Annotated in this window: 23 protein-coding genes; 4 read left to right on the top strand and 19 right to left on the bottom strand. The window is 72.2% G+C overall.

The window, feature by feature from the left end; translation table 11 throughout:
- From DI269_RS26200 to DI269_RS26230, 7 genes are all read right to left on the bottom strand, one after another.
- The coding region (locus DI269_RS26200) for a glycosyltransferase (protein ID WP_198667769.1) at window positions 1–581 on the bottom strand (581 nt) is incomplete at its 3' end.
- Complete coding sequence (gene murJ, locus DI269_RS26205; RefSeq protein WP_112141543.1) at window positions 578–2,221, bottom strand: murein biosynthesis integral membrane protein MurJ; 1,644 nt, start codon at window positions 2,219–2,221, stop codon at window positions 578–580. The genes DI269_RS26200 and murJ, both read right to left, overlap by 4 nt.
- Window positions 2,218–3,114, bottom strand: coding sequence for a hypothetical protein (locus tag DI269_RS26210; protein WP_112141545.1), 897 nt, complete (start codon window positions 3,112–3,114; stop codon window positions 2,218–2,220). Before DI269_RS26210 ends, murJ begins: the two co-directional genes overlap by 4 nt.
- Window positions 3,115–3,124: 10 nt before the next feature.
- Window positions 3,125–4,054 (bottom strand): copper transporter, encoded by a 930-nt coding sequence (locus DI269_RS26215; protein ID WP_157975226.1) that lies wholly within the window; start codon window positions 4,052–4,054, stop codon window positions 3,125–3,127.
- On the bottom strand, window positions 4,051–5,247 hold the full coding sequence (gene steA, locus DI269_RS26220) for a putative cytokinetic ring protein SteA (RefSeq protein WP_112141549.1): 1,197 nt from the start codon (window positions 5,245–5,247) through the stop codon (window positions 4,051–4,053). Before steA ends, DI269_RS26215 begins: the two co-directional genes overlap by 4 nt.
- A 97-nt stretch (window positions 5,248–5,344) precedes the next feature.
- Window positions 5,345–7,081 (bottom strand): DNA repair protein RecN, encoded by a 1,737-nt coding sequence (gene recN / locus DI269_RS26225; protein ID WP_112141551.1) that lies wholly within the window; start codon window positions 7,079–7,081, stop codon window positions 5,345–5,347.
- 58 nt (window positions 7,082–7,139) lie between these two features.
- The gene (locus tag DI269_RS26230; RefSeq protein WP_232822911.1) at window positions 7,140–8,054 is read right to left on the bottom strand and encodes an NAD kinase; all 915 of its coding nucleotides are present in this window, start codon (window positions 8,052–8,054) and stop codon (window positions 7,140–7,142) included.
- 224 nt (window positions 8,055–8,278) lie between these two features.
- Here DI269_RS26230 and DI269_RS26235 point away from each other — a divergent pair, with 224 nt between their 5' ends.
- Window positions 8,279–9,868 (top strand): GMC oxidoreductase, encoded by a 1,590-nt coding sequence (locus tag DI269_RS26235; protein ID WP_112141554.1) that lies wholly within the window; start codon window positions 8,279–8,281, stop codon window positions 9,866–9,868.
- On the opposite strand, the gene DI269_RS26240 is transcribed toward DI269_RS26235, so the two are convergent.
- The 3 genes from DI269_RS26240 to DI269_RS26250 are packed head-to-tail and all read right to left on the bottom strand — an operon-like array spanning window position 9,865 to window position 11,353.
- Window positions 9,865–10,662 (bottom strand): TlyA family RNA methyltransferase, encoded by a 798-nt coding sequence (locus DI269_RS26240; RefSeq protein WP_112141556.1) that lies wholly within the window; start codon window positions 10,660–10,662, stop codon window positions 9,865–9,867. The two genes, DI269_RS26235 and DI269_RS26240, sit on opposite strands and share 4 nt — an antisense overlap.
- Window positions 10,663–10,694: 32 nt before the next feature.
- Complete coding sequence (locus tag DI269_RS26245; RefSeq protein WP_112141558.1) at window positions 10,695–10,895, bottom strand: hypothetical protein; 201 nt, start codon at window positions 10,893–10,895, stop codon at window positions 10,695–10,697.
- The gene (locus DI269_RS26250) at window positions 10,892–11,353 is read right to left on the bottom strand and encodes a hypothetical protein (RefSeq protein WP_112141560.1); all 462 of its coding nucleotides are present in this window, start codon (window positions 11,351–11,353) and stop codon (window positions 10,892–10,894) included. The genes DI269_RS26245 and DI269_RS26250 overlap by 4 nt, the downstream gene beginning before the upstream one ends.
- A gap of 166 nt (window positions 11,354–11,519) precedes the next feature.
- On the opposite strand from DI269_RS26250, the gene DI269_RS26255 reads away from it, so the two are divergent.
- Entirely contained in the window at window positions 11,520–11,858 is a 339-nt protein-coding gene (locus DI269_RS26255) for an SCP2 sterol-binding domain-containing protein (RefSeq protein WP_112141562.1), read from the top strand.
- Between the two features lie 209 nt (window positions 11,859–12,067).
- Window positions 12,068–12,415, top strand: a complete 348-nt coding sequence (locus DI269_RS26260; RefSeq protein WP_112141656.1) for an SCP2 sterol-binding domain-containing protein — start codon at window positions 12,068–12,070, stop codon at window positions 12,413–12,415.
- 86 nt (window positions 12,416–12,501) lie between these two features.
- On the opposite strand, the gene DI269_RS26265 is transcribed toward DI269_RS26260, so the two are convergent.
- The 8 genes from DI269_RS26265 to DI269_RS26295 form a co-directional block, all read right to left on the bottom strand.
- The gene (locus DI269_RS26265) at window positions 12,502–13,536 is read right to left on the bottom strand and encodes an HAD-IIA family hydrolase (RefSeq protein WP_157975227.1); all 1,035 of its coding nucleotides are present in this window, start codon (window positions 13,534–13,536) and stop codon (window positions 12,502–12,504) included.
- Window positions 13,511–15,811 carry a tetratricopeptide repeat protein gene (locus DI269_RS27370; RefSeq protein WP_157975228.1) on the bottom strand — a complete coding sequence of 767 codons (2,301 nt, stop codon included), beginning with the start codon at window positions 15,809–15,811 and terminating at the stop codon, window positions 13,511–13,513. Before DI269_RS27370 ends, DI269_RS26265 begins: the two co-directional genes overlap by 26 nt.
- A 49-nt stretch (window positions 15,812–15,860) precedes the next feature.
- Window positions 15,861–17,117 (bottom strand): tyrosine--tRNA ligase, encoded by a 1,257-nt coding sequence (gene tyrS, locus DI269_RS26270; RefSeq protein WP_112141566.1) that lies wholly within the window; start codon window positions 17,115–17,117, stop codon window positions 15,861–15,863.
- 62 nt (window positions 17,118–17,179) lie between these two features.
- Window positions 17,180–19,027, bottom strand: coding sequence for an RNB domain-containing ribonuclease (locus tag DI269_RS26275; protein WP_112141568.1), 1,848 nt, complete (start codon window positions 19,025–19,027; stop codon window positions 17,180–17,182).
- 112 nt (window positions 19,028–19,139) lie between these two features.
- Window positions 19,140–19,859 carry a cupin domain-containing protein gene (locus DI269_RS26280; RefSeq protein ID WP_112141570.1) on the bottom strand — a complete coding sequence of 240 codons (720 nt, stop codon included), beginning with the start codon at window positions 19,857–19,859 and terminating at the stop codon, window positions 19,140–19,142.
- Between the two features lie 2 nt (window positions 19,860–19,861).
- The gene (locus DI269_RS26285; protein ID WP_112141572.1) at window positions 19,862–20,773 is read right to left on the bottom strand and encodes a DUF6807 domain-containing protein; all 912 of its coding nucleotides are present in this window, start codon (window positions 20,771–20,773) and stop codon (window positions 19,862–19,864) included.
- Between the two features lie 32 nt (window positions 20,774–20,805).
- Complete coding sequence (locus tag DI269_RS26290; RefSeq protein WP_198667770.1) at window positions 20,806–21,903, bottom strand: Gfo/Idh/MocA family protein; 1,098 nt, start codon at window positions 21,901–21,903, stop codon at window positions 20,806–20,808.
- Window positions 21,904–21,959: 56 nt separating this feature from the next.
- Window positions 21,960–24,275: a beta-glucosidase family protein gene (locus DI269_RS26295; RefSeq protein WP_198667771.1), complete on the bottom strand. Its 2,316-nt coding sequence runs from the start codon at window positions 24,273–24,275 to the stop codon at window positions 21,960–21,962.
- Window positions 24,276–24,544: 269 nt separating this feature from the next.
- Between DI269_RS26295 and DI269_RS26300 the strand changes: the two genes are divergently transcribed.
- A complete protein-coding gene (locus DI269_RS26300; protein WP_112141578.1) occupies window positions 24,545–25,564 on the top strand; it encodes a LacI family DNA-binding transcriptional regulator in 1,020 nt (339 codons plus the stop codon).
- A gap of 58 nt (window positions 25,565–25,622) precedes the next feature.
- Here the strand turns inward: DI269_RS26300 and bioB are convergent, their stop codons facing one another.
- The gene (bioB, locus tag DI269_RS26305) at window positions 25,623–26,690 is read right to left on the bottom strand and encodes a biotin synthase BioB (protein WP_112141580.1); all 1,068 of its coding nucleotides are present in this window, start codon (window positions 26,688–26,690) and stop codon (window positions 25,623–25,625) included.
- Window positions 26,691–26,947: the final 257 nt, after the last annotated feature.

Raw genomic sequence — 26,947 nt, forward strand, 5'->3', positions numbered from 1 at the left:
AGCAGGGGCCGGTCGCCGATGCCGAGCTCGTCGCGGACGGCGCGCGGCTCGCCGGTGGCGCGGCGCGGCGGGGCGGCGACGGGGGCGAGGCGGGCGTCCTTGGCGCCCAAGGCGACCAGGTGCTCGTGGAGGTCGGAGGAGGCGGCGAGGGCGACGTCGACGCCGCGGGCCAGGCGCTTCTCGATCTCGTCGGAGACGCGGCGCTTGACACCAGAGGTGATGAGCTGGTTGTGCCAGGTGGTGACGAGCGCGGCCCCCTGCGGGCGGGCGGCGAGGGCGGTCAAGCCGGCGGTGAGGCCGTGGGCGTGGACGACGTCGACGCCGCGGCCGGTGATGCCGCGCAGGGCGTTGCGGGCGGCCCACCAGGCGAGCGGCAGTTCGGGCGAGGGCTTGGCGGTGATGGGCGCGGGGGCGAAGCGGGCGCCGCGGGCGCGGAAGCCGAAGCGCTCCTCGGTCTCGGGCGGGCCGACGACCAGGACGGCGTCGCCGCGTGCGACCAGGCCCTCGGCGACCGAGGCGACGTGGGTCCCGATGCCGCCGGTCGAGGGGCCGAGCACCAAGGCGATACGGCGGTGGCTCACTGGTCTGCTCCGTCTTCGTCGGGTTGCTGTGCTTCTGACGACCGTATTCTGCCAGCGCGTCGCAGGACCGGGCGCACGACACCTGAACCGCCGATGAGGGCGCCGACACCGAGGTAGACGACGCCGGTGGCGGCGCCGACGACGACGCCTTGGATGAGTGCGGCGTAAATCGTGTCGGCGTGGCCCCACAGGACGATGAGCTCACGGGCGGCGAGAACGGCGACGACCGAGGCGATGACTGCGGCGAGGGCGGCCCTGGGGATGCCGCGGAGGCTGGCGGCGCCGGTGTGGCGGGCGATCGCGGCGGTGAGGGCGAGGCCGATGACGGTCATGCCGATCGACCAGGCGATCGCGAGCGCGAGCGTCCGGTCTTCGAGGGGCATGGCCTGGGAGAGCAGGATCGCGGCAGCGGCGGCGGCCGCCCATCCGACCGAGGTGGCTCCGGCGGCGTACTTGTTGCGGCCGATGGCGTACAGGCCGCGGGAGTAGATCGCGAACATCGAGTAGCCGAAGAGACCGAAGGCGAGGCCGGTGAGGGTCTCCTGGAGGTGGATGTCGGCGTTGTCGTTGCCGCCGGCGGCGACCGAGGCGAGGACGGTCGAGATGGGCTCGGCCAGTCCGGCGAGGGCGGCGACGCCCAGGCCCGACAGCAGCAGAACCGCGCGGCCGGTCTGGGCCAGGCGCCACTGGTAGCGGTCGTGCTCGCCGAGGGAGAACGCTTCGGCGAGAACGGGGTAGGCGGCGGTCGCGAGGGGGACGGCGAGCACGGCCCACGGCAGTAGGAAGAACGTCTGGGAGACGGTGAAGATGGCCACGGGGCCGTCGCCGGCGTTGTTGGCCAGGCGCATGAGCAGGGCCTGGCACAGCTGCTGGGCGCCGACGGTGATGGCCCCGGCGATGGCCAGGGACTTCAGGCCGGAAGCGACATGGGTCTCCATGCGCCAGGTCAGACGGATCTTCAGGCGCAGGCCGCGCAGGGGGAAGATCAGGCAGCCGGCGAGGGCGAGGACGCCGGCGGTGGTGCCGAGGCCGAGGAGGAGGATCTCGCCTTGGCCGAGCCCTTCGGCCTTGTTGGCGCGCCCCGAGCTGAGGCCGTAGGCGACGTAGACCGCGGCCATGACGACGCTGGAGAGCAGCGGTGCGAGTGCGGGCCAGGCGAAGCGGCGGTGGGACTGGAGGACGCCGGTGAGCACGACCGCGACACCGTAGAGCGGCAGCTGCGGGGCGAACAGGACCAGCAGTTCGGTGGCGACGTCGATCGTGGCCGGGGTGACCCGGTCACCGGCGATGAGGCCGATGAGCGGTCCGGCAAAGACGGCCACGGCCAGACCCACCGGGACCAGGATCGTCAGGGCCCAGGTCAGCAGCGCCGAGGCGATCCGGCTGACCTGCGCGGGGTCGTGCCGGGCGAGCGGAGCGGCCAGCAGCGGGATCACCAGGGCCGAGAGCGCGCCTCCGGCGACCAGTTCGAAGATGATGTTGGGGATGTTGTTGGCGGTCTGGTAGGCGGTTGCGAGCGTGAAGTAGCCGACTGCCCAGGTGAAGACCATCGTGCGGCCGAATCCGGCCAGGCGGGAGGCGACGGTGATCGCACCGATGACCGAGGCGGCACGACCGACTTCGCGTCGGGTCTCGGTCAAGACTTCGTCCGACCCAGCTCGTCCAGCTGTCGCAGTACGGGCGTCTCGGCGATGACCTTGGTGAAGCTGACCTTCTCGGAGGCGGCGATGAGTGCCGCGACGCCCGCGAGGGCGACGTGGCGCCCGATCATGCCGGTGCGGGCGATGTAGGCGAGGCCGAGAAGGGCGCCGAGGGCGTTGGCGCCGCCGTCGCCGAGCATGGTCTTGCCGTCGAGGTCTTCGGCCATGGCCGCACCGGCGGCCGCCGAGACGGCGAGCGCGGTGTTGGCCCCGCCCGCGGCGGTGGCGCGGCGGGACTTCGGTCCGGTCGGGCGCGAGAGCGGCGCGGAGAGGAGGGTGACGACCTTGAGGGCGCGGCCGGGGCGCAGGTCGAAGAGGTTGACGACGTTCGCGGCGCCGGCGATGACGCCGCCGCCGACGCCGACGTTCCACACGCGGCGGATCCAGTGGCGGCGCCGGTCGGTCAGCTCGCCGTTCTGGAGGTCGATGAGGGCCGCGGAGGCGAGGCCGGCCCCGGAGATGCCGAGGATCTTGACCAGGCCGGCGGAGACGCGTCCTTTGAGGAGGGCGCCGACGTGGCCTTTGAAGCCTTTGGCCTTCTCGCCCTTGGCGTCGGCGATGTCGTCGTAGAGCCCGACGGCGCCGGCGGTGAGCCCCGCGGCGGCCGCGGCGGCGGCGTAGGCCGGGGAGTTCGCCCCGAGGACGGCTCCGACGGTGGCGCCGGCGGTGATGCCGGGGCCTTCGGCCAGGCTCACGGTGTCGCCCTTGTGGTTGATCCGTTCCAGGTCGGCGGCCCACTTGGAGCGTCGGATGATGCCGATGGCGGCGATGGTGCCGCCCGCCGCGACCCCTCCGAGGAACGCCCTACCGACGGTGCGCGTCAACTGGCTCATGGGCGCGATACTAGGCGGCGTCGGGAAGCAGGCCGGAAGCGCCCTCCCCGATGCCGAGGTGGTCCACGGTGCCGGAGTTGACGAAGTCGCCGAGCGCGGCGACCGCGGCGATCTGCCCCTGGGTGAACTGGGCGTTGTCGACGGTGGCGACGGTCCCGGCGTCGTCGGAGCGGATGGTGGCGATGGGGTTGCCGTCGCCGGTGGAGGTCATGGCGCCGTACACGGTCGGGGCGTCGGCCGCGAACTCGTTGGTGGTGGTGACCATGCCGGTGTTGCGCGCCTCGGCGTCGGAGTCGGTGGCGCCGGACCCGGCGAGGACGAGGACGCCGTCGGCCAGGCCGGTGGGGGCGGTCTCGACGGTGAGCATCGACAGGTCGCTGAGCGCGGTGGTGACGGTGGTGATGTCCCCGGGCGTGATGGCCACGGCGGTCCCGGCGACCTTGCCGGTGGTGACGGCGGCCAGGACGTAGCTCATGGCCTGGACCCCGTCGTAGGTGACCGGGGTGGTGACGGTCGCGGGAGTGGCGGTGTCGACGAGGTCGACGAGCTGGTCGGCGTTGGCCGGGTCGAAGAAGTCGTCGAGGACCGAGACGCGGCCCGAGACGGTGGCCCCGGCGTAGCCGAGCATCTCGACGGCGCCGTCGACGGCGTCGGTGGTGGCCCCGGGCAGGACCACGACGAGGATGTTCTTGCCGGTCAGGCGGTTCTGGAGGTACGCGGGGGCGACCTCGGCGGCGAACTCCTGCTCGTCGCCGAGCTGGTCTTCGAGGCGCGTGACCTCGGCGCGCAGCTGCTCGTTGGAGTCGCGCAGGCCCTGGCTGGTGGACTCCAGCGCCTCCATGGCGGGGCCGTTGAGCGCGGCCGTGCCGAGGATGAGGCCCACGGTGAGGGCGAGGAAGACCGCGGTGAGGCTCACCAGGTGGTAGCGGAAGTTGATCACGAGAACAGCCTTTGGATCTGGAAGAGCAGCCCGTCCCACCAGTCGGCGACGACGTCCACGAAGGAGCGGCCGACGGTGGAGATGGCGACGGCGGTGGCCATGGCGGCGAGGCCGGAGACGATGAGCAGCAGGAGGGCGGAGATCGACATGTCCTGGCGGTACAGGCGCGAGACGCCCTTGGCGTCGACGAGCTTGCCGCCCACGCGAAGTCGCGTCAGGAACGTCGAGGCCATGCCGCCGCGCCCCTTGTCGAGGAACTCGACCATGGTGACGTGGGTGCCGACGGCGCAGATGAGCTCGGCGCCCTTCTCGTCGGCCATGAGCATCGCGATGTCCTCGGAGGTGGCGGCGGCCGGGAACGGGATCGCGGGGACGCCGAGCTTGTTCATGCGCTCCATGCCGGGGGCGCGCCCGTCGGCGTAGGCGTGGACGACGATCTCGGCGCCGCAGCGCAGGGCGTCGTCGGAGACCGAGTCCATGTCGCCGACGATCATGTCGGGGGTGTAGCCGGCTTCCAGGAGCGCGTCGGCGCCGCCGTCGACGCCCACGATCACGGGCTTGAACTCGCGGATGTAGGGCCGCAGGACATCGATGTCCTCTTTGTAGTTGTAGCCGCGGATGACGATGAGGGCGTGGCGGCCGTTGAAGGAGGTCTTCACCTCGGGGACGCCCACGCCGTCGAGCAGGAGGTCCCGCTCGCGCTTGAGGTACTCCATGGTGTTGGCGGCGAAGGCCTCCAACTGGATGGACAGGCCCTCTTTGGCGGCCTCCATGGCCTCGGCGACGGAGTCGGGCGTCAGGACGACACCCTCGGCGATTACCTCGTTGCCGAGATATATCTTTCCGTCCTCGACGGCGACGGACTTGCCCTCGCGGACCCTGTCGAAGATCGCGTCGCCGACGTCGTCGATGAGGACGATCCCGGCCTTGACGAGCACTTCAGGGCCGAGGTTGGGGTAGCGCCCGGAGATCGACCGGGAGGCGTTGACGACCACCGCCACGCCGGTGCCCACGAGGGTGTCGGCGGCGACCCGGTCGAGGTCGACGTGGTCGATTATGGCGACGTCGCCGGGTTCGAGCCGGCCGCACAGCCGCTTGGTACGGCGGTCGAGGCGGGCGGTGCCGACCAACCGTCCGTCGGCGGGGTCGCCCCCCTGGTTCCGCCCGGGCAAACGCAAGCTAGGTACACGCATCGTGCATCATCATGCCATCCAGTTGCCGCGCCCCGGACGACGGCGCGCCGCATGGACGCGCGGGGCGGGGACGCGGTTCGGTCTGGGCCGCTCGGCCTCAGGACTTCATCTTCGCAGCTTCGGCCAGGAGCTCTTCGGCGTGGGCGACGCCCAGGTGGGAGTCGGGCATGCCCGCGAGCATGCGAGCAAGCTCACGCGCCCGGGCCGCATCGTCCACCACGCGGACACCTGAGACGGTGACCGCGCCCGAGGTGTCCTTGGAGACGACCAGGTGGCGGTCGGCGAACGCGGCGACCTGCGGCAGGTGGGTGACGACCAGGACCTGGTGGCGGCGGGCGAGCTTGGCCAGGCAGCGGCCGATCTCGATGGCCGCGCCGCCGCCGACGCCGGCGTCGACCTCGTCGAAGACCAGGACCGGCGGGCCGCCGATCTCGGCGAAGACGACCTCGATCGCGAGCATCACGCGGGAGAGCTCGCCGCCGGAGGCGCCCTTGTGCAGGGCCGCGGGGAGCGAGCCGGGGTGGGGGCGCAGGAGCAGTTCGACCTCGTCGGCGCCGTCCTCGGTGGCGCCCGAGACCGCGGTCTCGACGGCGAGGTCGACGCTGCCGCGTCCGGCCGGGCGCGGTTCGACGGCGGCCACGACCTCGGCGTGCGGCATGGCCAGGCCCTTGAGCTCGGTCGAGACCGACTCGGAGAAGCGGGCGGCCGCGGCGCGGCGCGAGGCGCGCAGCTGGGTGGCGAGGTCGGCGGCGCGGGCGGTGAGCTCGGCGTGCTGGGATTCGAGTTCGGCGACGCGCTCGTCGGAGACGTCGAGCTCCCCGAGGCGCTTGCTCGCGTTCTCGGCCCAGGCCAGGACGCCGGGGAGGTCCTCGGCGTACTTGCGGTACAGGGTCTTGAGGGCGGCCTGGCGCTGGTAGATCTCTTCGAGGCGGCGCGGGTCGGCCGTGAGGTCGTCGAGGTAGGACGAGAGGTCCACGGCCGCTTCGGCGAGGAGGGCGCCGGCTTCGGCGAGGCGCTCGGCGAACTCGGCGAGCTTGGGGTCGGAGTGGGCGTCGTGCTCCAGGGCGCGCGCGGCGGCGCCGACGGTGTCGGTGGCCCCGCCCTCGCCGGTGGCCGGGTCGCCGCTGATCGCGCCGTGCGCGGTGGCGGCGGCCAGGCGCAGGGCCTCGGCGTTCTCCAGGCGCAGGGCCTCCTCGGCGAGTTCGGACTCCTCGCCGTCCTGGGGGTCGACGGCGGTGATCTCGTCGAGGCCCAGGCGCAGCAGGTCGGCTTCGCGGGCCATCTCGCGGGCGCTGGTGCGCAGGCGGGACAGCTCGGCGGCGCAGGCGCCGAGTTCGTGGAAGACGGCGCGGTAGGCGTCGAGGACCTTGCCGTGGTCGGCGCCGGCGAAGCGGTCGAGGGCGGCGCGCTGCTCGGCGGGCTGGAGCAGGCGCATCTGGTCGGACTGGCCGTGGACCGAGATGGCGAGTTCGCCGAGTTCGGCCAGGACGCCGACGGGCGCCGAGCGGCCGCCGACCCAGGCCTTGGACCGGCCCTCGGAGGACACGGAGCGGGCCAGGAGCAGTTCGCCGTCCTCCAGGTCGGCTCCGGCCTCGATGGCGCGCTCGCGAAGTTCGAGCGCGGCCTCGGCCACGGCGAAGCGGCCCTCCACAAGGGCCCGATCGGCACCGAGGGGGGCACGGGAGGCACGACCGCCGAACAGCAGACCCAGACCGGCCACGACCATGGTCTTGCCGGCGCCGGTCTCACCGGTGATGCAGGTCAGGCCGGGATCGAGCGGCAGGGTGGCGTCAGCGATCACGCCCAGGTTCTGGATGCGAAGCTCCTCCAACACGCTTCAGAGCCTAGCCTGCCCGACCGACAATCGGCCGTTCAGTAGGAGAAGGTGCGAGCTAGATTCGCCCGTGGCGCCAACCGTCAACGGGCAGAGACAGTTTCGACACCAGGCGGGAGGCGAAGGGCTGACCGGACATGCGCACCAGGCGCACCGGGCGCTCGGAGCGGCGGATGGTCACGGTGGAGCCGGCCGTCAGGCGGGTGAGCTCCTTGCCGTCGGCGATGAGCGCGCCCTCGGTGCCGACCGACTCCACGCCGATGCGGATCAGCGAGGAGGAGTGGACGACCATGGGCTTGGCGAACAGCGCGTGGGCGTTCATGGGGACGACGACCAGGGCGTCCACATCGGGCCAGACCACCGGGCCGCCGGCCGACATCGCGTGCGCGGTCGAGCCGGTCGGGGAGGCGACGGCGACGCCGTCGCAGCCGTAGCGGGAGATGCGGGTGCCGTCGATCTCGATGAACAGTTCGAGCATCCGGGCCGGTTCGGCCTTCTCCACGGCGATGTCGTTGAACGCCCATGACCGGTGCAGCTCGCCGTCGGTGCCGATCGCCTCGACCGAGAGCGCGGTGCGCTCCTCGACCGAGTAGTCGCCTTCGAGCAGGCGGGAGACGACCGTTTCGAGTTCGCCGGTCTCGGCTTCGGCGAGGAAGCCGACCTTGCCGAAGTTGACTCCCAGGAGCGGGATGTCGGCTTCGGCGGCGAGGCGGGCCGAGCGCAGGACGGTGCCGTCGCCGCCGAGGGCGAGGACGAGGTCGGCGGTGGCGGAGGTCTCCTCGCCGGGGCCGCACGCTTCGTCGATGATGAGGGCGTCGGGGCGGCGGAGGGTGCGCATCTCCCCGGTGAGGATGCGGACGGCGACGCCGGCGGAGCGGAGTGCGGCGGCGAGCTTCTCGGCGAGTTCGGCGACGTCCTCGCGGAGCGGGTGCGTCACGACCAAGACGCGGCCGGGCTTTTCCTGCGACCCCACTCGCGCTCCTTCACAGACGGCTACAGGGCCTCGAACTGTACACCGCACGCGAACACGGGCGGTATCGGTGAGCATACCGAAGAGAACGCTTTCCGATCGCGGTTCCGGCCCGAACGGCTGAAGTTCGCCTTCGCTTGGGAGACAGGCCGCTCACCGCTCTGGAGAATGCGGTTTCCTTGGGGCACAATGTGTCCCCAATGCCAACCAACCGCATTGGAGCGCCCATGGCGACACGACGCCAACTTCTCGGATACTCGGCCCTCACCGCGGCCGCCGCGGCCGGGCTCGCCACCGTCGGGCCCAAGGCCGCCGCCGCGAACGGCGCGACGGTCCCGGCCCTGGTGATCGGCACCGGCTACGGCGCGGCCGTCTCGGCCCTGCGCCTGGCCGAGGCCGGCATCCCCGTCACCATGCTGGAGATGGGCCGGCTGTGGAGCGAGCCGGGCGAGGACGGCAAGGTCTTCTGCTCGATCACCGCCCCCGACAAGCGGAGCATGTGGTTCCGCGAACGCACCGAGGCGCCCCTGGCGAGCTTCCTGTGGCTCGACGTGGTCAACCGCGCCATCGAGCCCTACCCGGGCGTGCTCGACCGCGTCGACCACGGCGACATGGCCGTCTACGTCGGCCGCGGCGTCGGCGGCGGCTCGCTGGTCAACGGCGGCATGGCCGTCGTCCCCCGCCGCGACTACTTCGCCGAGGTCCTCCCCGGCGTCGACGCCGACGCGATGTACGACCGGTACTTCCCGCTGGCCCAGACCGAGCTGCACGCCACCTCGATCGACCCGGCGTACTACGCCGAGTCGGAGTACTACCGGTTCAGCCGCGAGGCGGCGGCCCAGGCCGAGCAGGCCGGGTTCAAGACGGTGTTCGTGCCCGGGGTCTACGACTTCGAGTACATGAGGCGCGAGGAGGCCGGGGACGAGCCGGCCTCGGCCCTGGCCTCGGAGGTCATCTACGGCAACAACCACGGCAAGATGAGCCTGCCCAAGACGTACCTGGCGAAGGCGCTGGGGACCGGCCTGGTCACGATCGCGGCCCGCCACGAGGTGCGCCGCATCGAGCAGGACGCGGACGGGAACTACCTGGTCACCGTCGATCACCGCGACGACGCCAACGAGCTCATCGAGACCAAGCGGATCACCGCCGAGCGCCTGTTCCTGGGCGCGGGGAGCCTGGGGACGACCGAGCTGCTGCTGCGCGCCCGCGACACCGGCGACCTGCCCGACCTCGACGACGCGATCGGCCAGGGCTGGGGACCCAACGGCAACGTCATGACCGCCCGCGCCAACCACGCGTGGGAGCCCACCGGCTGCAAGCAGTCCACGATCCCGGTCACGGGCATCGACGCCTGGGACGACAAGCGCGTCTTCGCCGAGATCGCCCCGATGCCCGCCGGGCTGGAGACGTTCGTGAGCCTGTACCTGGCGATCACCGACAACCCCGAGCGCGGGCACTTCACCTACGACGCCGCGGCCGACCGGGCCCTGCTGCACTGGACCGCGGCGCAGTCGGCCACGGGCACCGCGAAGGCGAAGTCCCTGTTCGACGCCATCAACCGCGTCCACGGCACCACGTACCGGCGCGACCTGTTCGGCGGCAACCGGGCCTTCGCCGACGACTTCTGCTACCACCCGCTCGGCGGGGCGGTCCTGGGCGAGGTGACCGACGAGTTCGGGCGCCTCAACGGCTACGACCGCCTCTACGTCACCGACTCGGCGCTCATCCCCGGCTCGATCGGCGTGAACCCGCTGGTGACGATCACGGCCCTGGCCGAGCGCAACCTGGAGGCGATCATCGCCGCCGATCTGTCCTAAGCGGACTGGGGACCGGCGGCGACCACGGCGTCGACCGTCTCGCGGGCGACGGGTTCGCCGCCGGTCTGCATGCGGCAGAAGAACTCCACGTTCCCTTTGGGGCCGGGGAGGGGGCTGGCGGCGACGGCGGTAGTGGTCCAGCCGAGGCGGGCGGCGGCCTCGACGACGTTCCAGACGGCCCCGGCGCGCTGCGCGGGGTCGGCGACGACGCCCCCGGCGCCGACCTGGCCCTTGCCGACCTCGAACTGGGGCTTGACCATCGGGAGCATGAGCCCGGTGGGCTTGGTGCAGGCGGCGAGGGCGGGCAGGACGAGTTCGAGGGAGATGAACGACAGGTCCCCAACCGTCAGGTCCACCGGGCCGCCGAGCTGCTCGGGGGTGAGGTGGCGGACGTTGGTGCGGTCGTGGACGACCACGCGCTCGTCGGTCTGGAGCTTCCAGGCGAGCTGGCCGTAGCCGACGTCGACGGCGAGGACCTCGGCGGCGCCGCGGCGCAGCAGGACGTCGGTGAAGCCGCCGGTGGAGGCGCCCGCGTCGAGGACGCGCAGGCCCGCGGGATCGACGCCGAACGCGTCGAGGGCCCCGATGAGCTTGTGGGCGCCGCGGGAGACGTAGTCGTCGGTGTCGCCGACCAGGCGGATCGAGTCGTCACCGGTGACGCTGGTGGCGGCCTTGGTGGCGGGGATGCCCCGCAGGTGGATGCGCCCGGCGGCGATGAGTTCGCGGGCGTGCTCGCGGGAGCGGGCGATCTTGCGGCGCACGAGTTCGGCGTCGAGTCGGTAGCGCGTCGGCATGGCGCGGTCGCAGGCTTTCTAAGGATTCGTGGTCAGGCGTCGTCGACGTTGCTGAGGATCTCCGAGAGGCGCTGCTGGACGCCTTCGAAGACGGCCACGTGCTCGGTGACGGGCAGGTCCGGGAGCGCTTCGAGGCGCCCGAGGGCGGCTTCGACCTCGGCCTCGACGTCGTCGGTGTCGCCGTGCGGTTGCAGGCGGGCCGCGACGGCCCCCGGGTTCGGTGCGTCGGTCATGCGTGCCCTTCGTCGTCGTCGCTGGTCGGCGGGGCGGCGGCGGGGGTCTCGGGTGCGGGGGCCTCGGCGGGGGCGGGCTCGGCCCGCTTGGCGGCGGCGTCGGACGCCTCCGCGAGCTTCGCCGCGGTGGCGGCGGCCTCGGCTTCGGCGAGGCGCACGCGGAGCTCGCGGATCTGCTCCTCGGAGTGCTCCAGGCGCAGGTTGAGGTCGTCGAGGTCGGCCTGGGTGGCGACGCCCATGCGGGTGAGGCCGTTGTCGAACTCGGCGCGGATGAGGCGGCGCACGTCGTGGACGGTGCGGCCGCCGTGCTCGCGGAGCCGCTCGGCTCCCGAGCGGGCGCTCTCGGAGCCCGAGCGCAGGTCCTCGCGGACCTTGCCGGCGAATTCACGGGCGCGGCGGGCGGGCTCGCCTGCCAAGCCGAAGACGGTGTCGAAGTTGGCGCGGGCGCTTCCGGACATGTGGTCCCACTCCTTTCGGGGTCTGCCAGGTTCCCGGGACGGGGTCGTCTGCCTCCAACGGTACTGCCAAGCTACCTGTGACCGGTCGCGACCGACGTGTCGTACTGGTCGGTAACATACTGGGGGGCGCATTGCCGCGCCCGCGCCGACGAAACAGGAGGGCCCCATGGCCACCATCGACGAATGCCGGACCGCCCTGGAGCAGTTCGCGGACAACCTCGCTTCGAACCCGAAGACGGTCAAGAAGCTCACCGGGTTCGAGCGCGGCCTCGCCGCCGACATCAAGGACCTGGACGTCTCGTTCAACGGCCGCTTCGAGGGGGGCAAGCTCGTCGGCATCACCGACGGCGACAACCCCGACGCCGAGATCCGCATGATCGTCGGCTCCGACGACCTCCTCAAGCTCGTCGCGGGCGAGCTCGACTTCATGAAGGCGTTCACCGGCGGCCAGGTGAAGATCAAGGCGCCCATGATGGACCTGATGAAGCTCCGCCAGGTTCTGTAGGGCCGCATCGCCCTCCGGGGGAACGCGACCGCTCTGCGGCGTAGGGTGCGCGGGCGCGGGCCGTGAGGCCCGCCCCGCCCCCTGCGGCCCGCGGACGGTCAAATGCGTCCCGGTCGGACGCAACAGCATTCAGGCCACGTTGTAATCTCTGCGCAGCCGACCATGCAGCCGAGCGGGTCGAGCTTCGTATGCACTATCGGGAGGACCGCATGGCCACTGTTGACGAAGTCCGCAACGTGTTGGAGAAGCTGGCGGGCAAGGTCGCCAGGAAATCCGACGAGCTCAACCTTGAAGACGACTTCGAACGCACGCTGGCCGTCGAAGTCACCGACCTGGGCCAGGCGTTCAGCGCCAAGCTCGCCGGCGGCAAGCTGACGGACCTGCTCGACGGGGACGCCCCCGACGCCGAGGTCCGCATCATCATCGGCTCGGACGACCTGATCGCCCTGTCCAAGAAGGAACTCAAGCCCGCCAAGGCGTTCCTGACCGGCAAGATCAAGGTCAAGGCGTCCGTCAAGGACCTCGCCAAGCTGCGCAAGGCCCTCAAGGTCGACTAGTCCCCCAGGGCCTGCCGGCCTCAAGAGACGACAAAGCCCGGACCACGGCAGTCCGGGCTTTTCGCTTGCCTTGGAACGGGTTCGGGTCAGTCGGCCAGGAGCTTGTCGGCGGCCTCGCCGACCGGGACGGGGGCGCGCGTCGGGTCGTAGCCGGTCATGTCGGCTGCGGCCCAGCTCAACTCGCACAGGGCCCGCCACGCGTCCAGCTCGCCGCCGGAGCCGCTGAGGCGGATCACGCCGCCGTCGAGGGCCGCGGTCCAGCCGCCGCACTCGATGCGGTCGACCGCGTCGTTCCAGTCCGGTTCCGGGTGCGGCTCGGTCAGTGCCGCGAGGCTCCAGCCGAGGTAGGTCGGGCGCTCCTCGGGCGGCAGGCGCAGCGCCAGGCGCGGCGAGACCACCCCGGTGAACACCAGCAGCGAGTCGAGCCCGGCCCGGTTGGCGCCGGCGATGTCCGAGTCGGGGCGGTCGCCGACCATGATCGCGCGGGCGCCTGGCTTGCGCGCCATGGCGAGCCGGTAGATCGGCTGCTCGGGCTTGCCGGCCACGAAGTCCGGGCCGTGCCCGAGCGCGGTCTGCACCGCGCCCACCAGAGCGCCCATGCCCGGCAGCGGACCGTCCGGAGTGGGCAGTGTCGCGTCGAGATTCGCCGCGGCCCAGTAGGCGCCGCCGCGGACGGCGATCGTGGTGTCCGCGAGCGAGCGCCACGTGGTCTGCGGCGTGTACCCGAAGGCCACCGCGCCGGCGGCCTTCGGGTCTTCGACGGGGACGAGCCCGGCCTCGACGACCGCGGTGCGCAGTGCGTCGGAGCCGGTCACGAGGACCTTGCCGCCCTTGCCGATCCGGTCGAGGATGCCCGAGGCCACCACCTGCGCTGAGGTGAGGACCTGGTCGGCCTCGGCGGGGATGTCCATGCCGCGCAGGGACTCCGCCACCGTCTCGGGGCTGCGGGAGGCGTTGTTGGTGACGAACACCGGGTCGCAGTCGAGGCCCGGAAGGGCCGCGAGGGTCGCGGCCGCTTCCGGGATGGGCTCGTGCAGCAGGTACACGACGCCGTCGAGGTCGAGCAGCGCCAGGTCATAGGCGCTCGCGAGTGCCTCAGCGGCGCCTTTCAATCGGGTCATCGGACTCCTCAGCGTCGGGGTTCGCCTGGTCGGCCGCCGGCTCGGACCGCTCCCGCTCCTCGCGCGGGGCCTCGGGCTCGTCGCCCTCGGCTTCGTCCTCGCCGTCTTCGTCCTCGTCGTCCTCTTCGTCTTCGAGGTCGTCGTCTTCCTCGTCGTCCTCGTCGTCGTCGTAGTCATCGTCGTCAAGGTCGTCGCGGTCGTCCTGGTCGCGGACGTCGAGGTCGTCGTCTTCTTCGTCCTCGTCGTCGTCGAGGTCGTCTTCGTCGTCCTCGTACTCGTCGTCGAGCTCGTCCTCGATCTCCTCGAAGTCGATGCCCTCCAACTGGAGGAGGCGCTCGGCGGCGCCGGTCTCGCCCTCGGCGTCGGCGGCGACGGCCTGGGAGAGCCACTCGCGGGCCTCGTCCTCGCGGCCGTCGGCCAGCAGGCCCTCGGCGTAGGCGTAGCGCAGGCGCGCGACCCACGGCTCGGCCTTGGGCGAGTTGAGCGCCCCGACCTTGAGCATCGCGGTCGCGGCCTCGCCCATGCCCATGTCCCGGCGGGCGCCGGAGGCGACGATGAGCAGCTCGACGCGGACCTCGGGGTCGACGCTCTCGTCGGAGCCGAACTCGCGGTACAGGTCGATCGCGCGCTCGGGGTGCCCAAGGGCGCGTTCGCAGTCGGCGATGAGCGCGACGTGGTCGTGGGTGCCGCCCAGGCGCTGCGCGGCGCGCAGCTCGTTGACGGCCAGCTGCCACTCCTCGGCGCCGTACGCGGCCACACCGGTCACCTCGCGCACGATCGCCACGCGGGACGCCTTGCGGCGGGCGTAGCGGGCCTGCTCCAGGGCGCCCTCGATGTCGTCCTCGGCCAGGAGCGCGGCGGCGGCGAGGAGGCGGTTGCCCACGGCCTCGGCCAGCTGCTTGTTCAGGCTGCGCAGCCCGTCCTTGGTCTCCTTGTCGAGCTGGTCGAAGCCGTACTCGATGCCCTCGGGCAGGTTCGGGGCCTCGTCGGACTCGCCGAGGCGGATCGGACCCTCGTGGCCGGCCTCGCGCTCCTCAAGGGGGCGCAGGTTGTCCTTGCCGCGACGCTCCTTGCCGTCGCGGCCGAAGCGGTCGTCCCGGTCGTCGCGGTTGCCCTCGTAGCGGCGGGGGCCGCGGTCGTCGCGGTTGCCGTAGCCGCCGCGGCTGCCACCGCGGTCGTCACGGAAGCCGCCGCCGCGGTTGTCGCCGTCGCGGCGCGGACGGTCGTCGCGGTTGCCTTCGAAACGGCGGGGGCCGCGGTCGTCACGGTTGAAACCACCGCGGCTGCCGCCCCGGTCGTCGCGGTTGAAGCCGCCGCCGCGGTTGTCGCCGTCGCGGCGCGGGCCGCGGTCGTCGCGGAAGTCGCGGCGGGGACGGTCGTCCCGGTCGAACGTGCGCGGGCCGCGGTCGTCGCGGTTGCCTTCGTAGCGACGGGGACCGCGGTCGTCGCGGTTGAACCCGCGGTTGCCACCGCGGTCGTCGCCGTCGCGGCGCGGGCCGCGGTCGTCGCGGTTGCCTTCGTAGCGGCGAGGTCCGCGGTCGTCGCGGTTGAAACCACCACGGCTGCCGCCCCGGTCATCGCGGTTGAACCCGCCACGCTGGCCGCCGCGGTCGTCGCGGTTGAAGCCGCCGCCCCGGTTGTCGCCGTCGCGGCGCGGGCCGCGGTCGTCGCGGTTGCCGAAGCTGCGCTGGCCGCCCCGGTCGTCGCGGTTGCCCTCGTAGCGACGGGGTCCGCGGTCGTCACGGTTGAAACCACCGCGGTCGCCGCCGCGGTCGTCGCGGTTGAACCCGCGGTTGAACCCGCGGTTGCCGCCACGGTCGTCGCCGTCGCGGCGCGGCCGGTCGTCCCGGTTGCCCTCGTAGCGACGGGGACCGCGGTCGTCACGGTTGAAACCACCGCGGTTGCCACCGCGATCGTCGCGGTTGAACCCGCCACGCTGGCCGCCCCGGTCGTCGCGGTTGCCCTCGTAGCGGCGAGGTCCGCGGTCGTCACGGTTGAAACCACCGCGGTCGCCGCCGCGGTCGTCGCGGTTGAACCCGCGGTTGCCGCCACGGTCGTCGCCGTCGCGGCGCGGCCGGTCGTCCCGGTCCTCGTACCGCCGCGGACGGTCGTCGCGGCCTTCACTGCGGCCGTAGCCGCCCCGGTTCCCGCCTCGATCATCGCGACGGTCGGAACCGCCCCGGTTCGAACGGTCGCCGTAGCCGCCGCCCTCGCGACGGCCGTAGCCGCCTCGTCGGTCTTCTCCACCCTTGCGGGCGCGGCCGTCTTCAGCCACTTGCTTCTCCCCCTCGATTCACCGCGACAAAACCAATCAAGTGTAGGCCTCAGCCGATGACCTCGACCCCGGCGACGGTCTTCTTGCCGCGCCGGATCACTCCATATTTGCCGTGAAGCAGGTCAGAGGGGTCGATAACGGCCGCAGGGTCGGTGACGCGGACGTTGTTCAGGTACGCCCCGCCCTCTTTGGCGGCGCGGCGCGCCTCGCCGAGGCTGGCGACGACGCCGGCCTCCTTCATCGCCTCGGCGACGGTGACGTCGGGCTTGTGGATCTCGGCGAGGCCAGCCTCCACGAGCGCGGCGCGCAGGGTCGGCTCGGGCAGCTCGGCGAGCTCACCGCGGCCGAACAGGGCCTGGGAGGCGGCGATGACGTTCGCGGTCTCCTCCGCGCCGTGCAGGAGCGTCGTCAGCTCCTCGGCGAGGGCCTTCTGCGCCAGGCGCGCGGCGGGCTTCTCGGCGGTCGCGGCCGCAAGCTCCTCGATCTCCTCGTGCGACTTGAACGAGAAGTACTTGAGGTAGCGGACCACGTCGGCGTCGCCGGAGTTGAGCCAGAACTGGTAGAACGCGTACGGGCTGGTCAGCTCGGGGTCGAGCCAGACCGCGCCGCCCTCGGTCTTGCCGAACTTGGTGCCGTCGGCCTTGGTCACGAGGGGGGTGACGAAGGCGTGGACGTGCGCGCCGGTGCGGCGGCGGATGTAGTCGACGCCCGCGGTGATGTTGCCCCACTGGTCCGACCCTCCGAACTGGAGGGTGCAGCCGTGGCGCTGATTGAGCTCGAAGTAGTCGTGGGACTGGAGGAGCTGGTAGGAGAACTCGGTGAAAGAGATCCCGGCGTCCAGGCGGGCCTTGACGACCTCCCGGGCGAGCATCTTCGAGATCGGGAAGTGCTTGCCGACGTCGCGCAGGAAGTCGACGACGCTCAGTTCAGAGGTCCAGTCGAGGTTGTTGACCGGGATCGCGGCGTTGTCGCCGTCGTAGGAGACGAACGGGGAGACCTGGGCGCGGATCTTCTCGACCCAGCCGGCGACGACCTCCGGCGGATTGAGGGTCCGCTCCCCCGCCTCCTTGGGGTCGCCGATCTGGCCGGTGGCGCCGCCGACGAGCAGCAGCGGGCGCAGCCCGGCCTGCTGGAGGCGGCGGGCGGTGAGCACCTGCATCAGGTGGCCGACGTGCAGGCTGACGGCGGTGGGATCGAAGCCCACATAGAACGTGAGCTGCCCGGCGTCGATGGACTCGCGAAGGGAGTCGATGCCGGTGGAGTCCTGGATGAGGCCGCGCCATGCGAAATCGTCGAGAATATGCACGCCCTCATTGTGCCCTAGCGGCCGAAACGCTTTTCGCGGTGCGCTCGCGCGGGTGGCGGGGCCTACGCCGGGGAGCGGCTCCCGGTCTCCCCGAGTGCGAGCCCGGCCTCGATGAGGACGCGCAGCTCGACCGAGGCGGCGGTCTTGGCGGCCTGCTTGGTCGGGCCTTGGCCTTCGACGGCGACGTGCTCGCTGGCGGCGCGCAGGAAGCCCTCGCCGCGGCAGGTGAAGACCCGCTCGTGGGAGGGGCCGTCGACGCTGAAGTCCCAGGCCAGGCCTTCGATGATGCCGCGGGCGGCGTAGATCTGGACGGCTTCGGCGGGGTTGACCGCGGCGTCGACCAGGAGCTTGCGCTGGACGTCGGCGCGGGGCTTGACCTCGATGTCGGAGGAGAGGTCCGGCAGGCCCGCGAGCATCGCGACGAGCGCCAGCGCGGCCTGGTTGCGGGCGTCCTTCTTGTTGCGCTGCAAGCGTTTGGGCGATTCGATGCGGGTGTCGTCGAAGGTGAGGGCGACTTGGGCGCCGAAGAGGGGGCCTTCGTAGCCGGGTTCGGGTTCGACGGTCCAGTGGACGTTGGTCTCGTTGCTGACGGGGCCGCCGAGGCGGTCCTGGAGGTAGACGTTGGCGACGGACTGGGCCTGCTGGGGTTCGCGGGCGAGGCGGCGGTTCATGCGTTCGCGCAGGGGCGCGAAGTCGGCGGGGCCGTAGAGGTAGACGGTGGCGAATTCGCGGAGTTGGAGTTCGCGGTCGTCGAGGCGGCGGGCGGTGTCGGCGGCGAGGCCGGGCGGGGCGTCGCCGCGTTCGACGGCGAACTGGAGGACGCGGGCGAACTGCTTGTAGGGGAGGGCGGCGAAGTCGGCGGCCTGGATCTGGCGGGCGGTCTCGGCTTGGGCGCGCTGTTTGAAGTACTCGGCTTTGGCGCGGCGTTCGGCTTCGAGGTGCTCGTTGACGTGGTCGGCGATCTGGGCGAGTTCGGCGGAGGTGTAGGGGCTGGGGTGGCCGAGGGCGGCGGCGAGGAGGATGCGCTGGGTGACCAGGTCGGGGTAGCGGCGGATGGGGCTGGTGGCGTGGGTGTAGACGGGGAGTTGGAGGCCGTGGTGGCCGTGGACGGTGGGGCCGTAGGTGGCGGCGCGGGAGACCATCTTCATGCGCGAGCGGAGCATCTCGAAGGCGGCGCCGTCGCCTGCGGCGGCGACGGCGTCGAGTTCGTCGCGCAGTTCGGCGGGGTCGCCGGCGACGGCGGCGAGGCGGTGGTTGCGGAAGAGGACGGGGAGGTCTTCGCGGACGGCCCAGGCGGCGATCTGGGAGTTCGCGGCGATCATGAACTCCTGGACGATGATGTAGCCGGAGTTGCGTTCCGCGGAGTCGATGCGGACGATCTGGCCTTCTTCGTTGGTGGCGAAGCCGGAGAGCAGGTCGTAGAAGGCGAGGGCGCCGGCGTTGCGGCGGGCGGCGAGCATGGTCTGGGCGAAGCGCAGGGCCAGGGCGAGGGTGTCGTGGAGGGGGTGGGTTCGGTCGCCTGAGGCGGCGGCGGCTTCGGCGTGGGTCATGATCCAGGAGCGGGTGAGGCGGCCGGGGCCGAGTTCGGCGTCGACGACGCGTCCGGCGGGGTCGATGCGGAGGTGGACGGCGAAGGTGTCGCAGGGGCGGTCGGGGGTGAGGGTGGCGGCCTCGACGACGGGGGCGGGGAGCATGTGGCGGGTGTGGTCGGCGCGGTAGCGGGTGTGGACCCGTTGGCGCGCTTCGGTGTCGACGGGTCCGCCGACGGGGACGTGGTCGGCGGCGCGGGCGATGTGGATCCAGACGTCGAAGCCGTCGCCGGCCGGTTCGATCCAGACCGCGTCGTCGCGGTCGACTGTGGTCGCGGCGTCGATCATGATGCCGCATTCCGCCGGGTTGTGGTCGACCAACTGCGCTCCTTCAAGTCCTGCGCCATCGTAGCGGGAGCGACACGCTGCGAGTGCATATGCACGGGGCCGGGCGTTCACTTGGCGAACACCCGGCCCTGATGCGTCTAGTGGGTCAGGGGCGCAGGTCCCAGGTTTCGAGGCGGCCGCACATGCCCCACTTGCCGACGGCGTCGCCGGCGGAGCCGACGTGGGCGTCGCACAGGTGGGCCGATTCGGCTCGGGCGAGGGCGTCGAGGTGGGCGCCGGTGGCGTCGGCCTGGGCCTTGGGTCCGTCGGCCCAGAGCCCTCGCCACGTGTCGGTGCGGTCGGCGACGATGCGGGCGGCGCGGTCCCACAGCGGCTGCATGGCATCGGCGCCTTCCTTCTCGACGCGTTCGCGCAGGGCGAGGTAGCCCTCGACGGCGAGGTCGCGGCGCTTGCGGGTGGCTTCGCCGCGTTCGGGCTCGGTGAGGCCGGGGGCGGCGGGTGCGGTCGCGGCGGCGTTGTAGGCCTTCGGGTCGGCGAGGACGTCTTCGGGGAAGGTGAAAACGGCGTCGCCGGCCTCGGGGATGCCCGCGTTGGACATGACCACGACGAGCTGGAGGTCCCCGGAGCCGTTGACGAGGCGGTGGACCGTGCCGGGGGTGAACCACAGGACGGTGCCGCGGGCGAGGTCGCGCCGCTCGTAGCCGTCGCCGGAGAGCGTCTCGACCGCGCCGGTCCCGGCGGTGACGACGTAGCCCTCGGTGGAGGCGGTGTGCAGGTGCGGGGAGCCGCCGGCCTGGCCGTCGACGGCCGGCCAGTCGTAGACGGTGACGAGGGAGACGGCGGTGCCGCCGGGGAATCCGGCCACGGCTAGTCGAGTTTCGCGAGTTCGGCGGCGGCGAGCGCGGCGGTCTTGGCGGCGCCGTCGACTCCGGTGTCACCGTTGACGATCGCGACGGCGTGGCGCAGGGTCACGGTGTCGCCGGGGGCCATCGGCAGCTCGGTGTCGAAGAAGGGGGCGGGGCAGACCGCGGCGAAGGGCGTCGAGCGGACGAACCACTTGACGGGGGCGCCGGGGTTGGCGGGGTGGTCGGTGAAGACGAGGGTGGAGGCGGCGTCGACGGAGTCGTGCGCGCCGCGGAAGGCCATCCAGTCGCCGCGGACGCCCATGAGCTCGTCGCCGCCTTCGCCGTCGGCGGTGTAGACGCGGCCTTCGGTGAAGGAGCGCGGTCCGCGCCAGAAGAAGCCGCCGTAGCCGGCGTTCTCGCGCCCTTCGGTGGTGGGGCTGCCCATGACGACGGTGTCCTTGGTGTCGTTGGTGAACGCGGTCGAGAACGACAGTACCCAGGTGTCGTCGGACAGGACGGTGATCGCGAAGGCGCGGGTCTCGGAGAAGAAGTGGCGCCCGTCCTCGGTGATCCAGTCGAGGCGCTCGACGGCCTTGACGCCGGTCTCGTCGGCGGTGAGCTGCGTGAACTCCTGGTGGACCATGGCGCCGTCGTTCTTCTCGTCGACGTAGCCGAGGTCGCGGCGGAAGGTGCGCCCGCCCCAGAAGTTCTCGGGTCCGGCGTTGGGCAGGGAGAGGGCGATGCCCTTGTGCCACACGTGGTCGTGGGGGCGGTAGAGGCTGACCTGGCGTCCGGCGAGGTCGCGGAGGGGCTCGAAGTAGGGGCGGGGGGATTCGAACTGGTCGTTGTCGGGTCGGTAGACGTAGCGCAGGATCTCCAGGTCGCCCTTGGTGATCGAGAGCGCGGTGCCGTTGTCGTCGAGTTGCAGCGTCATCGATGTCTCTCCGGTGTGGTCGGTACGGTCGGTCACTTGAGGTCGGGCCAGGGGGTGCCTGAGCCGTCCATGCGCTGGTAGAACGGGGAGGTGGGGTCGATGTCGCCGGCCCGGACGCGCTTGCCGGTGAACGCCGAGGCGTAGATGGCGGCGAGCAGTTCGAGGGTGCGGCGGGCGTCTTCGAGGGTGACGGGCGGGGTGCCTCGGCCGTCGAGGGCGTCGGCGATGCGCTTGAACTGGGCGCCGTGGCCCGAGCCCTGGCCGCGCGGTTCGCCGGCCCAGGCGCGCTGGACGTCGTCGGCGGCCGATTCGATGGGGTGGATCTTCCAGTTGTCGTCGCCGTAGCCGTAGAGGTGGTCGAGTTCGACGGTGGCGGTGTCGAAGTCGAGGCGGATCTGGGAGACCTCGCGGGGGGACAGCAGCGAGTTGGTGATGACGACCGAGGCGCCGGAGGCGAGGGTGACGATCGCGTGCGAGACGTCCTCGGTGTTGGTCTGGCGGCGGTGGCGGTGCGCGGTGGCGACCACTTCGGACCAGGGGCCGACGATGGACAGGAGCGTGTCGATCTGGTGGATGCCGTGGCCCATGGTCGGGCCCCCGCCCTCGGTCTCCCAGCGGCCGCGCCATTCGACGGCGAAGTACTCCTCGGGCCGGAACCAGAGGGTGTCGCATTTGGCGACGGCGAGGCGGCCGAGGACGCCGGAGGCCATCATGTTGCGCACGCGTTCGGCCGCGGAGCCGAAGCGGTGCTGGGAGATGACGGCGAAGTCGGCGCTGGAGGCGGCCGCGGCGGCGGCGACCCGGTCGAACTCCTCCAGGCTGAGCGCCGGGGGCTTCTCGCAGACGACGCCGACGCCGGCTTCGAGGGCGGCGATCGCGCCGGGCGCGTGGGCGACCGGCGGGGTGCACAGGTCGACCAGGTCGAGCTCCTCGTTCGCGAGGAGCTCCTCGATCGAGGCGTAGCCGGCCGCGACGCCGAACTTGTCCTTGAACGCGTCCAGACGCGCCGTGTCGGGGTCGACGGCGGCGACGAGTTCGATGCGGCCGGAGACGTGTTTGCGCAGTTCGTCGGCGTGCAGGTGGGCGATGCCGCCGGTGCCGACGATGGCGAGGCGGTAGGTGGAGGACACAGGGGGCTCCTTCAGCACGGAGGTTCGGTAAACGTTTTCCAGCGTCGCTGGCAATACTAGCGGACAGCGCGCTCGACAGTGACCTGGGTCGCCAGCGCGCGGGCCCCGGGCTCGATGCGGCGCTCGCCGGTCACCTCGACCGTGACGCCCGCGGTGGTGTCGGCCGCGGAGCGGGCCGGGCGCAGTTCGAGCGCCCCGGATTCGACGGTCCACTGGCCGTCGAGGCCGATGAGCGCGGCCAGGTCGACCGGGACGGCGAAGTGCGCGGTCGCGGCCTCGCCGGGGTCGAGGTCGAGTCGGGCGAAGCCGACCAGGCGCTGAACGGGGCGGACGGTGGTGGCGACGGGGTCGTGGAGGTAGAGCTGGACGACCTCGGTGCCGGCGCGCTCGCCGGTGTTGGCGACGCGGACGGCGACCTCGATCCGCCCGTCGGGGGCGGTCTCGGGGCCGGAGAGCAGCTGCGGTGCGTCCCAGGCGAACTCGGTGTAGGTCAGGCCGTGGCCGAAGGCGTACCGGGCGGTGGGGTCGACCGAGGAGACCTCGGAGCGGCGGGCCAGCTGGGGGCCGAGGTAGGTCGCGGGCGGGGAGTCGCGGCGGGCCGGGATGCCCACGGGCAGGCGGCCCTCGGGCGCGGCGGCGCCGGTGAGGATCGCGCTGATGGCGTCGGCGCCCTCTTCGCCGGGCAGGAACGCCTGGACGATGGCGGCGGCGCGTTCGGGGGCGGTGCCGAGGGCGTAGGGGCGCCCGGAGATGACGACGACGACGGTGGGGGTGCCGGAGTCGAGGACGGCTTCGAGGAGTTCGCTCTGGCGTCCGGGGAGCGCGTGGTCGGGGGCGTCGCAGCCTTCGCCGGAGGTGCCGCGCCCGAAGAGGCTGGAGCGGTCGCCGACGGCGATGACGGCGAGGTCGGCGGCCGCTGCGGCGTTGGCGGCGGCGGCGATCTCGGTGTCGGTGGCCTCCAGGACCCAGCCGCCGGGCACGTGCTCGATCACGCTGCCGGGCAGGTCGATCGCGAGGCGGTCGGCGAGGGTGGCGATGGCGACGCCGGTGTCGACCTCGGGGTAGGGCTCGCCCGATTCGGGGTCGTACCGCATGTGGTGGTTGGGGAAGGAGTAGCAGCCGAGCATGGCGGCGGGGTCGGCGGCGACGGGGCCGAGGAGGGCGAGGCGCGCGGGGGCCTCGGTCAGCGGGAGGGTGCCGTCGTTGGCGAGCAGCACGATCGACTTGCGGGCGACCTCGGCGGCGAGCGCGCGGGCCTCGGGCGGGTCGAGGTCCACAGTGCCCGATGCGGCGGGGAGTTCGTCGAGCAGGCCGAGTTCGATCTTCTGGGTCAGGACGCGCTCGACGGCGCGGTCGAGGGTCTTCTCCTCGACGGACCCGTCGGCGACGGCCGCGCGGAGCGGTTCGCCGAAGCAGTCGGCGCCGGGCAGTTCGACGTCGACGCCGGCGTTCAGGGCCAGCGCGGCGGCGGCGGAGCGGTCGGCGGCGATGCCGTGCAGGGAGTTGAGGAAGTTGACGGCGAAGTAGTCGCCGACGATGGTGCCCTCGAAGCCCCACTCCTCGCGGAGGATGCCGGTGAGCAGGCGGGTGTTGGCGTGGGAGGGGACGCCGTCGTTGGCGGCGTAGGAGGGCATGACGGACTTGGCGCGGCCCAGGCGCACGGCCATCTCGAAGGGGGTCAGGTAGGTCTCGGCGAACTGCCTGGGGCCCAGGTAGACCGGGCCGAAGTTGCGGGCGGCGTGGGAGGCGGAGTACCCGGCGAAGTGCTTGAGGGTGGCGACGACGCCCGCGTCCTGGAGGCCGGTGACGTAGGCGGTGCCGAGGACGCCGGTGAGGTAGGGGTCCTCGCCGATGGTCTCTTCGGTTCGGCCCCAGCGGGAGTCGGCCACGACGTCGAGGACGGGGGCGAGTCCCTGGTGGATGCCGACCGAGCGCATGGCGGTGGCGATCTGGCGGGCCATGGCGGCGACCAGGTCGGGGTCGAAGGTGGCGCCCCAGGCGAGGGCGGTGGGGAAGACGGTGGCGCCGTAGGCCATGAAGCCGGCGAGGCATTCGTCGTGGGCGAGGGCGGCGATGCCGAAGCGGCTGGTGGAGCGGATGCGGGCCTGGAGTTCGGCGAGTCGGGCGGCGCCGGCGGCGGGGTCGACGCGGGCCGAGCCGAAGGGGCGGGTGAGCTGGCCGAGGCCGTGGGCGAGGGGGTCGGACTCGGCGGCGGCGCCGGTCTGCTCGCTCTGGTGGGGGGCCATGTCGCCGGCGTCGGCCTCGACTCCGCGCCACAGGCTCGACAGCTGCGCGCACTTCTCTTCGAGGGTCATCCGCTTGACCAGCCCGGCGGCCCGTTCGGCCGCCTCCACAGGGGTGTCGGTGTCCATGCTGCTCCGCTCAAACGGCCCGGCGTGCGCCGAGGCTGCCGGTTCCGGGCCGATAGTTTCTGAAACTTTTCTGATCGTTTTCGATACAGGTTCGCACACCATAACATTGATGAAGCCTCAGTTCTAGCGTCAATCTGACGTTGGGATGCGTTTGCCCAGCACCCTGTTTGAGGACTTCCTACCGAAACTTTCGGGCGCGCTCCGGGAGCCGGGGAGGCGCGCTATAGGATGTGCAGGCGAACCGTTGTCACCGGACCAGGAGAAGACCCTTGAGCGAAGCCGAACACGGGCGGATCACCATCCGCGCCATCGCCGACGAGGCCGGCGTCAGCGTGCCGACGGTGTCACGGGTCATCAACGGCCGCTCCGACGTCGCCCCCGAGACCCGCCGCCGCGTCGAGGAGCTGCTGAACGAGCGCGGGTACCAGCGGCGCCGCTCGACCCGGACGCCCAGCCGCGCCCGCCTGGTCGACCTGGTGTTCAACGAGCTCGACAGCCCCTGGGCCGTGGAGATCATCCGCGGCGTCGAGGACGCGGCCCACGCGGCCGGAGTCGGTACCGTCGTCTCCGCCGTCCACCGGCGCCGGGCCTCGACCGAGCAGTGGCTCGACAACCTCCGCACCCGCGCCTCCGACGGCGTCATCCTGGTCGTCTCCCAGCTCGCGTCCCCGATCCTGGAGCAGCTGCGCCACCTGGGCGTCCCGATGGTGGTCCTCGACCCCTCCGGCGGGCCCACGATGGACGCCCCCGCGATCGGCGCGACGAACTGGGCCGGCGGCCTGGCCGCGACCGAGCACCTGATCTCCCTGGGCCACCGCAGGATCGGCTTCATCCACGGCCCCAAGCAGGTCCTGTGCTCGCGCGCCCGCTTCGACGGCTACCGCGCCGCCCTGGAGGCCGCCGACATCGTGTTCGACCCGGCCCTGGTCTACGACGGCGACTTCTACCACCAGTCCGGCTTCGACGCCGCCAACTCCCTGGTGCGCCTGGAGGAGCCGCCGACGGCGATCTTCGCCTCCTCCGACCAGATGGCCTTCGGCGCCTACGAGGCGATCCGCCAGGCCGGGCTCCGCATCCCCGAGCACGTCTCCATCGTCGGCTTCGACGACCTGCCCGAGTCGCGCTGGACCTCCCCGCCCCTGACCACGGTCCGCCAGCCCCTGGCCGAGATGGGCGCCCTCGCCGCCCGCACCGTCCTGGAGATGGCCGCGGGCAACGAGATCGACTCCCCGCGCCTGGAACTGGCGACGGAACTGGTCGTGCGCGAGTCCACGACCGCCGTCAAGTAGACCGAAACGCAGGCGGCCCCCGGCGCGATGCCGGGGGCCGTCGTCGTGTTCGGCGACCTCAGGCGTTGGGGGCGACGTCGGTGCCGGCGCCGCGGCGGCGGGGCTTGACGACCTCGCGGACCTCCTCCGGCACGGCGTCCAGGCCGAGCGGGACCAGGCCGGCGTCGGCGATGAGGGCGAGGTCGTCCTTGGCGGCCTGGCCCTCGCTGGTGAGGTAGTCGCCCAGGAAGATCGAGTTGACGACCTGGAGGGCCGTGGCCTGGAGGGTGCGCAGGTGCACTTCGCGCCCGGCGGCGAGGCGGACCTCGGCGGCGGGGTTGGCGAGGCGGACCATCGCCAGGATGCGCAGGCACCGGCGCGGGTCCAGGTCCCACTTGGCCTCCATGGGCGTGCCCTCGAAGGGCAGCAGGAAGTTGACCGGGATCGAGTCGACGTCCAGGCCGCGCAGGCCCAGGGCGACCGAGACGAGGTCGGCGTCGGACTCCCCCATCCCGGCGATCAGGCCCGAGCACGGGGAGAGGCCGGCGCCGTGGGCGGCGTTGACGGTGTCGACGCGGTCGGCGAAGGTGTGGGTCGAGCAGATCTCGGCGTACGTGTCCTCGGAGGTGTTGAGGTTGTGGTTGTACGCGTCGGCGCCGAGGTCGGCGAGGCGCTCGGCCTGGCCGTCCTTGAGCAGGCCCAGGCACGCGCACACCTCGACGCCGGGGGCGGCGCCCTTGACCGCGGCGATGGTCTTGCCGACCCGCTCGACGTCCATATCGGTCGGACCGCGCCCGCTGGCGACCAGGCACACGCGCGAGGCCCCGCCCGCGACGCCCGCGGCCGCGGCGTCGGCGGCCTGCTCGGGGGTGAGCCAGGTGTACTTGAGGACGTCGGCCTTGGAGCCCAGGCGCTGGGAGCAGTAGTTGCAGTCCTCGGGACACAGGCCGCTCTTGAGGTTGACGAGGTAGTTGAGCTTGACCGTGTTCCCGAAGTGGCGGAAGCGCAGTCGCGCGGCGGCGGCGACCACGTCCATCAGCTCGGCGTCGCCGCTCGCGAGGACGGCCTCCAGGTCGGCCGCCTCGGGGACGGTGCCGGAATCGGCGGCGGCGGAGAGTCGTGCGAGGGCGTCCTGGAGTGCGGTCATGGCAAGATCTTGCCACAGCCGGGGGTTGCGGGACTTTCCGATGGTGCGGGTGGTATCGGGCGGAATGCCCTCCCGACATCACGCTCAGGCCGGAGCGTCGCGATCCGCCTACACTTGCTACAGTGGGTGGTCGGTGCTGCGAAGGACGCGGCGGGCTGGTGGAGATCCCCCCTGCTCGCGTCTCCAATTGTGAACCGCCCGAACCATCCGGAGAGAATCAACCGTGCCGATCGCACCTGGACAGCCGGCGTTGATCG

The organism is Glycomyces dulcitolivorans (assembly GCF_003265355.1).
GTDB lineage: Bacteria > Actinomycetota > Actinomycetes > Mycobacteriales > Micromonosporaceae > Glycomyces > Glycomyces dulcitolivorans.

Coding starts and splice junctions, on each gene's coding strand:
- DI269_RS26210 (WP_112141545.1), bottom strand. CDS start 3,114: ATGAGCCAGTTGACGCGCACCGTCGGTAGGGCGTTCCTCGGAGGGGTC.
- steA (WP_112141549.1), bottom strand. CDS start 5,247: ATGCGTGTACCTAGCTTGCGTTTGCCCGGGCGGAACCAGGGGGGCGAC.
- DI269_RS26235 (WP_112141554.1), top strand. CDS start 8,279: ATGGCGACACGACGCCAACTTCTCGGATACTCGGCCCTCACCGCGGCC.
- DI269_RS26240 (WP_112141556.1), bottom strand. CDS start 10,662: ATGCCGACGCGCTACCGACTCGACGCCGAACTCGTGCGCCGCAAGATC.
- DI269_RS26245 (WP_112141558.1), bottom strand. CDS start 10,895: ATGACCGACGCACCGAACCCGGGGGCCGTCGCGGCCCGCCTGCAACCG.
- DI269_RS26250 (WP_112141560.1), bottom strand. CDS start 11,353: ATGTCCGGAAGCGCCCGCGCCAACTTCGACACCGTCTTCGGCTTGGCA.
- DI269_RS26255 (WP_112141562.1), top strand. CDS start 11,520: ATGGCCACCATCGACGAATGCCGGACCGCCCTGGAGCAGTTCGCGGAC.
- DI269_RS26260 (WP_112141656.1), top strand. CDS start 12,068: ATGGCCACTGTTGACGAAGTCCGCAACGTGTTGGAGAAGCTGGCGGGC.
- DI269_RS26265 (WP_157975227.1), bottom strand. CDS start 13,536: ATGACCCGATTGAAAGGCGCCGCTGAGGCACTCGCGAGCGCCTATGAC.
- DI269_RS26285 (WP_112141572.1), bottom strand. CDS start 20,773: ATGACGCTGCAACTCGACGACAACGGCACCGCGCTCTCGATCACCAAG.
- DI269_RS26295 (WP_198667771.1), bottom strand. CDS start 24,275: ATGGACACCGACACCCCTGTGGAGGCGGCCGAACGGGCCGCCGGGCTG.
- bioB (WP_112141580.1), bottom strand. CDS start 26,690: ATGACCGCACTCCAGGACGCCCTCGCACGACTCTCCGCCGCCGCCGAT.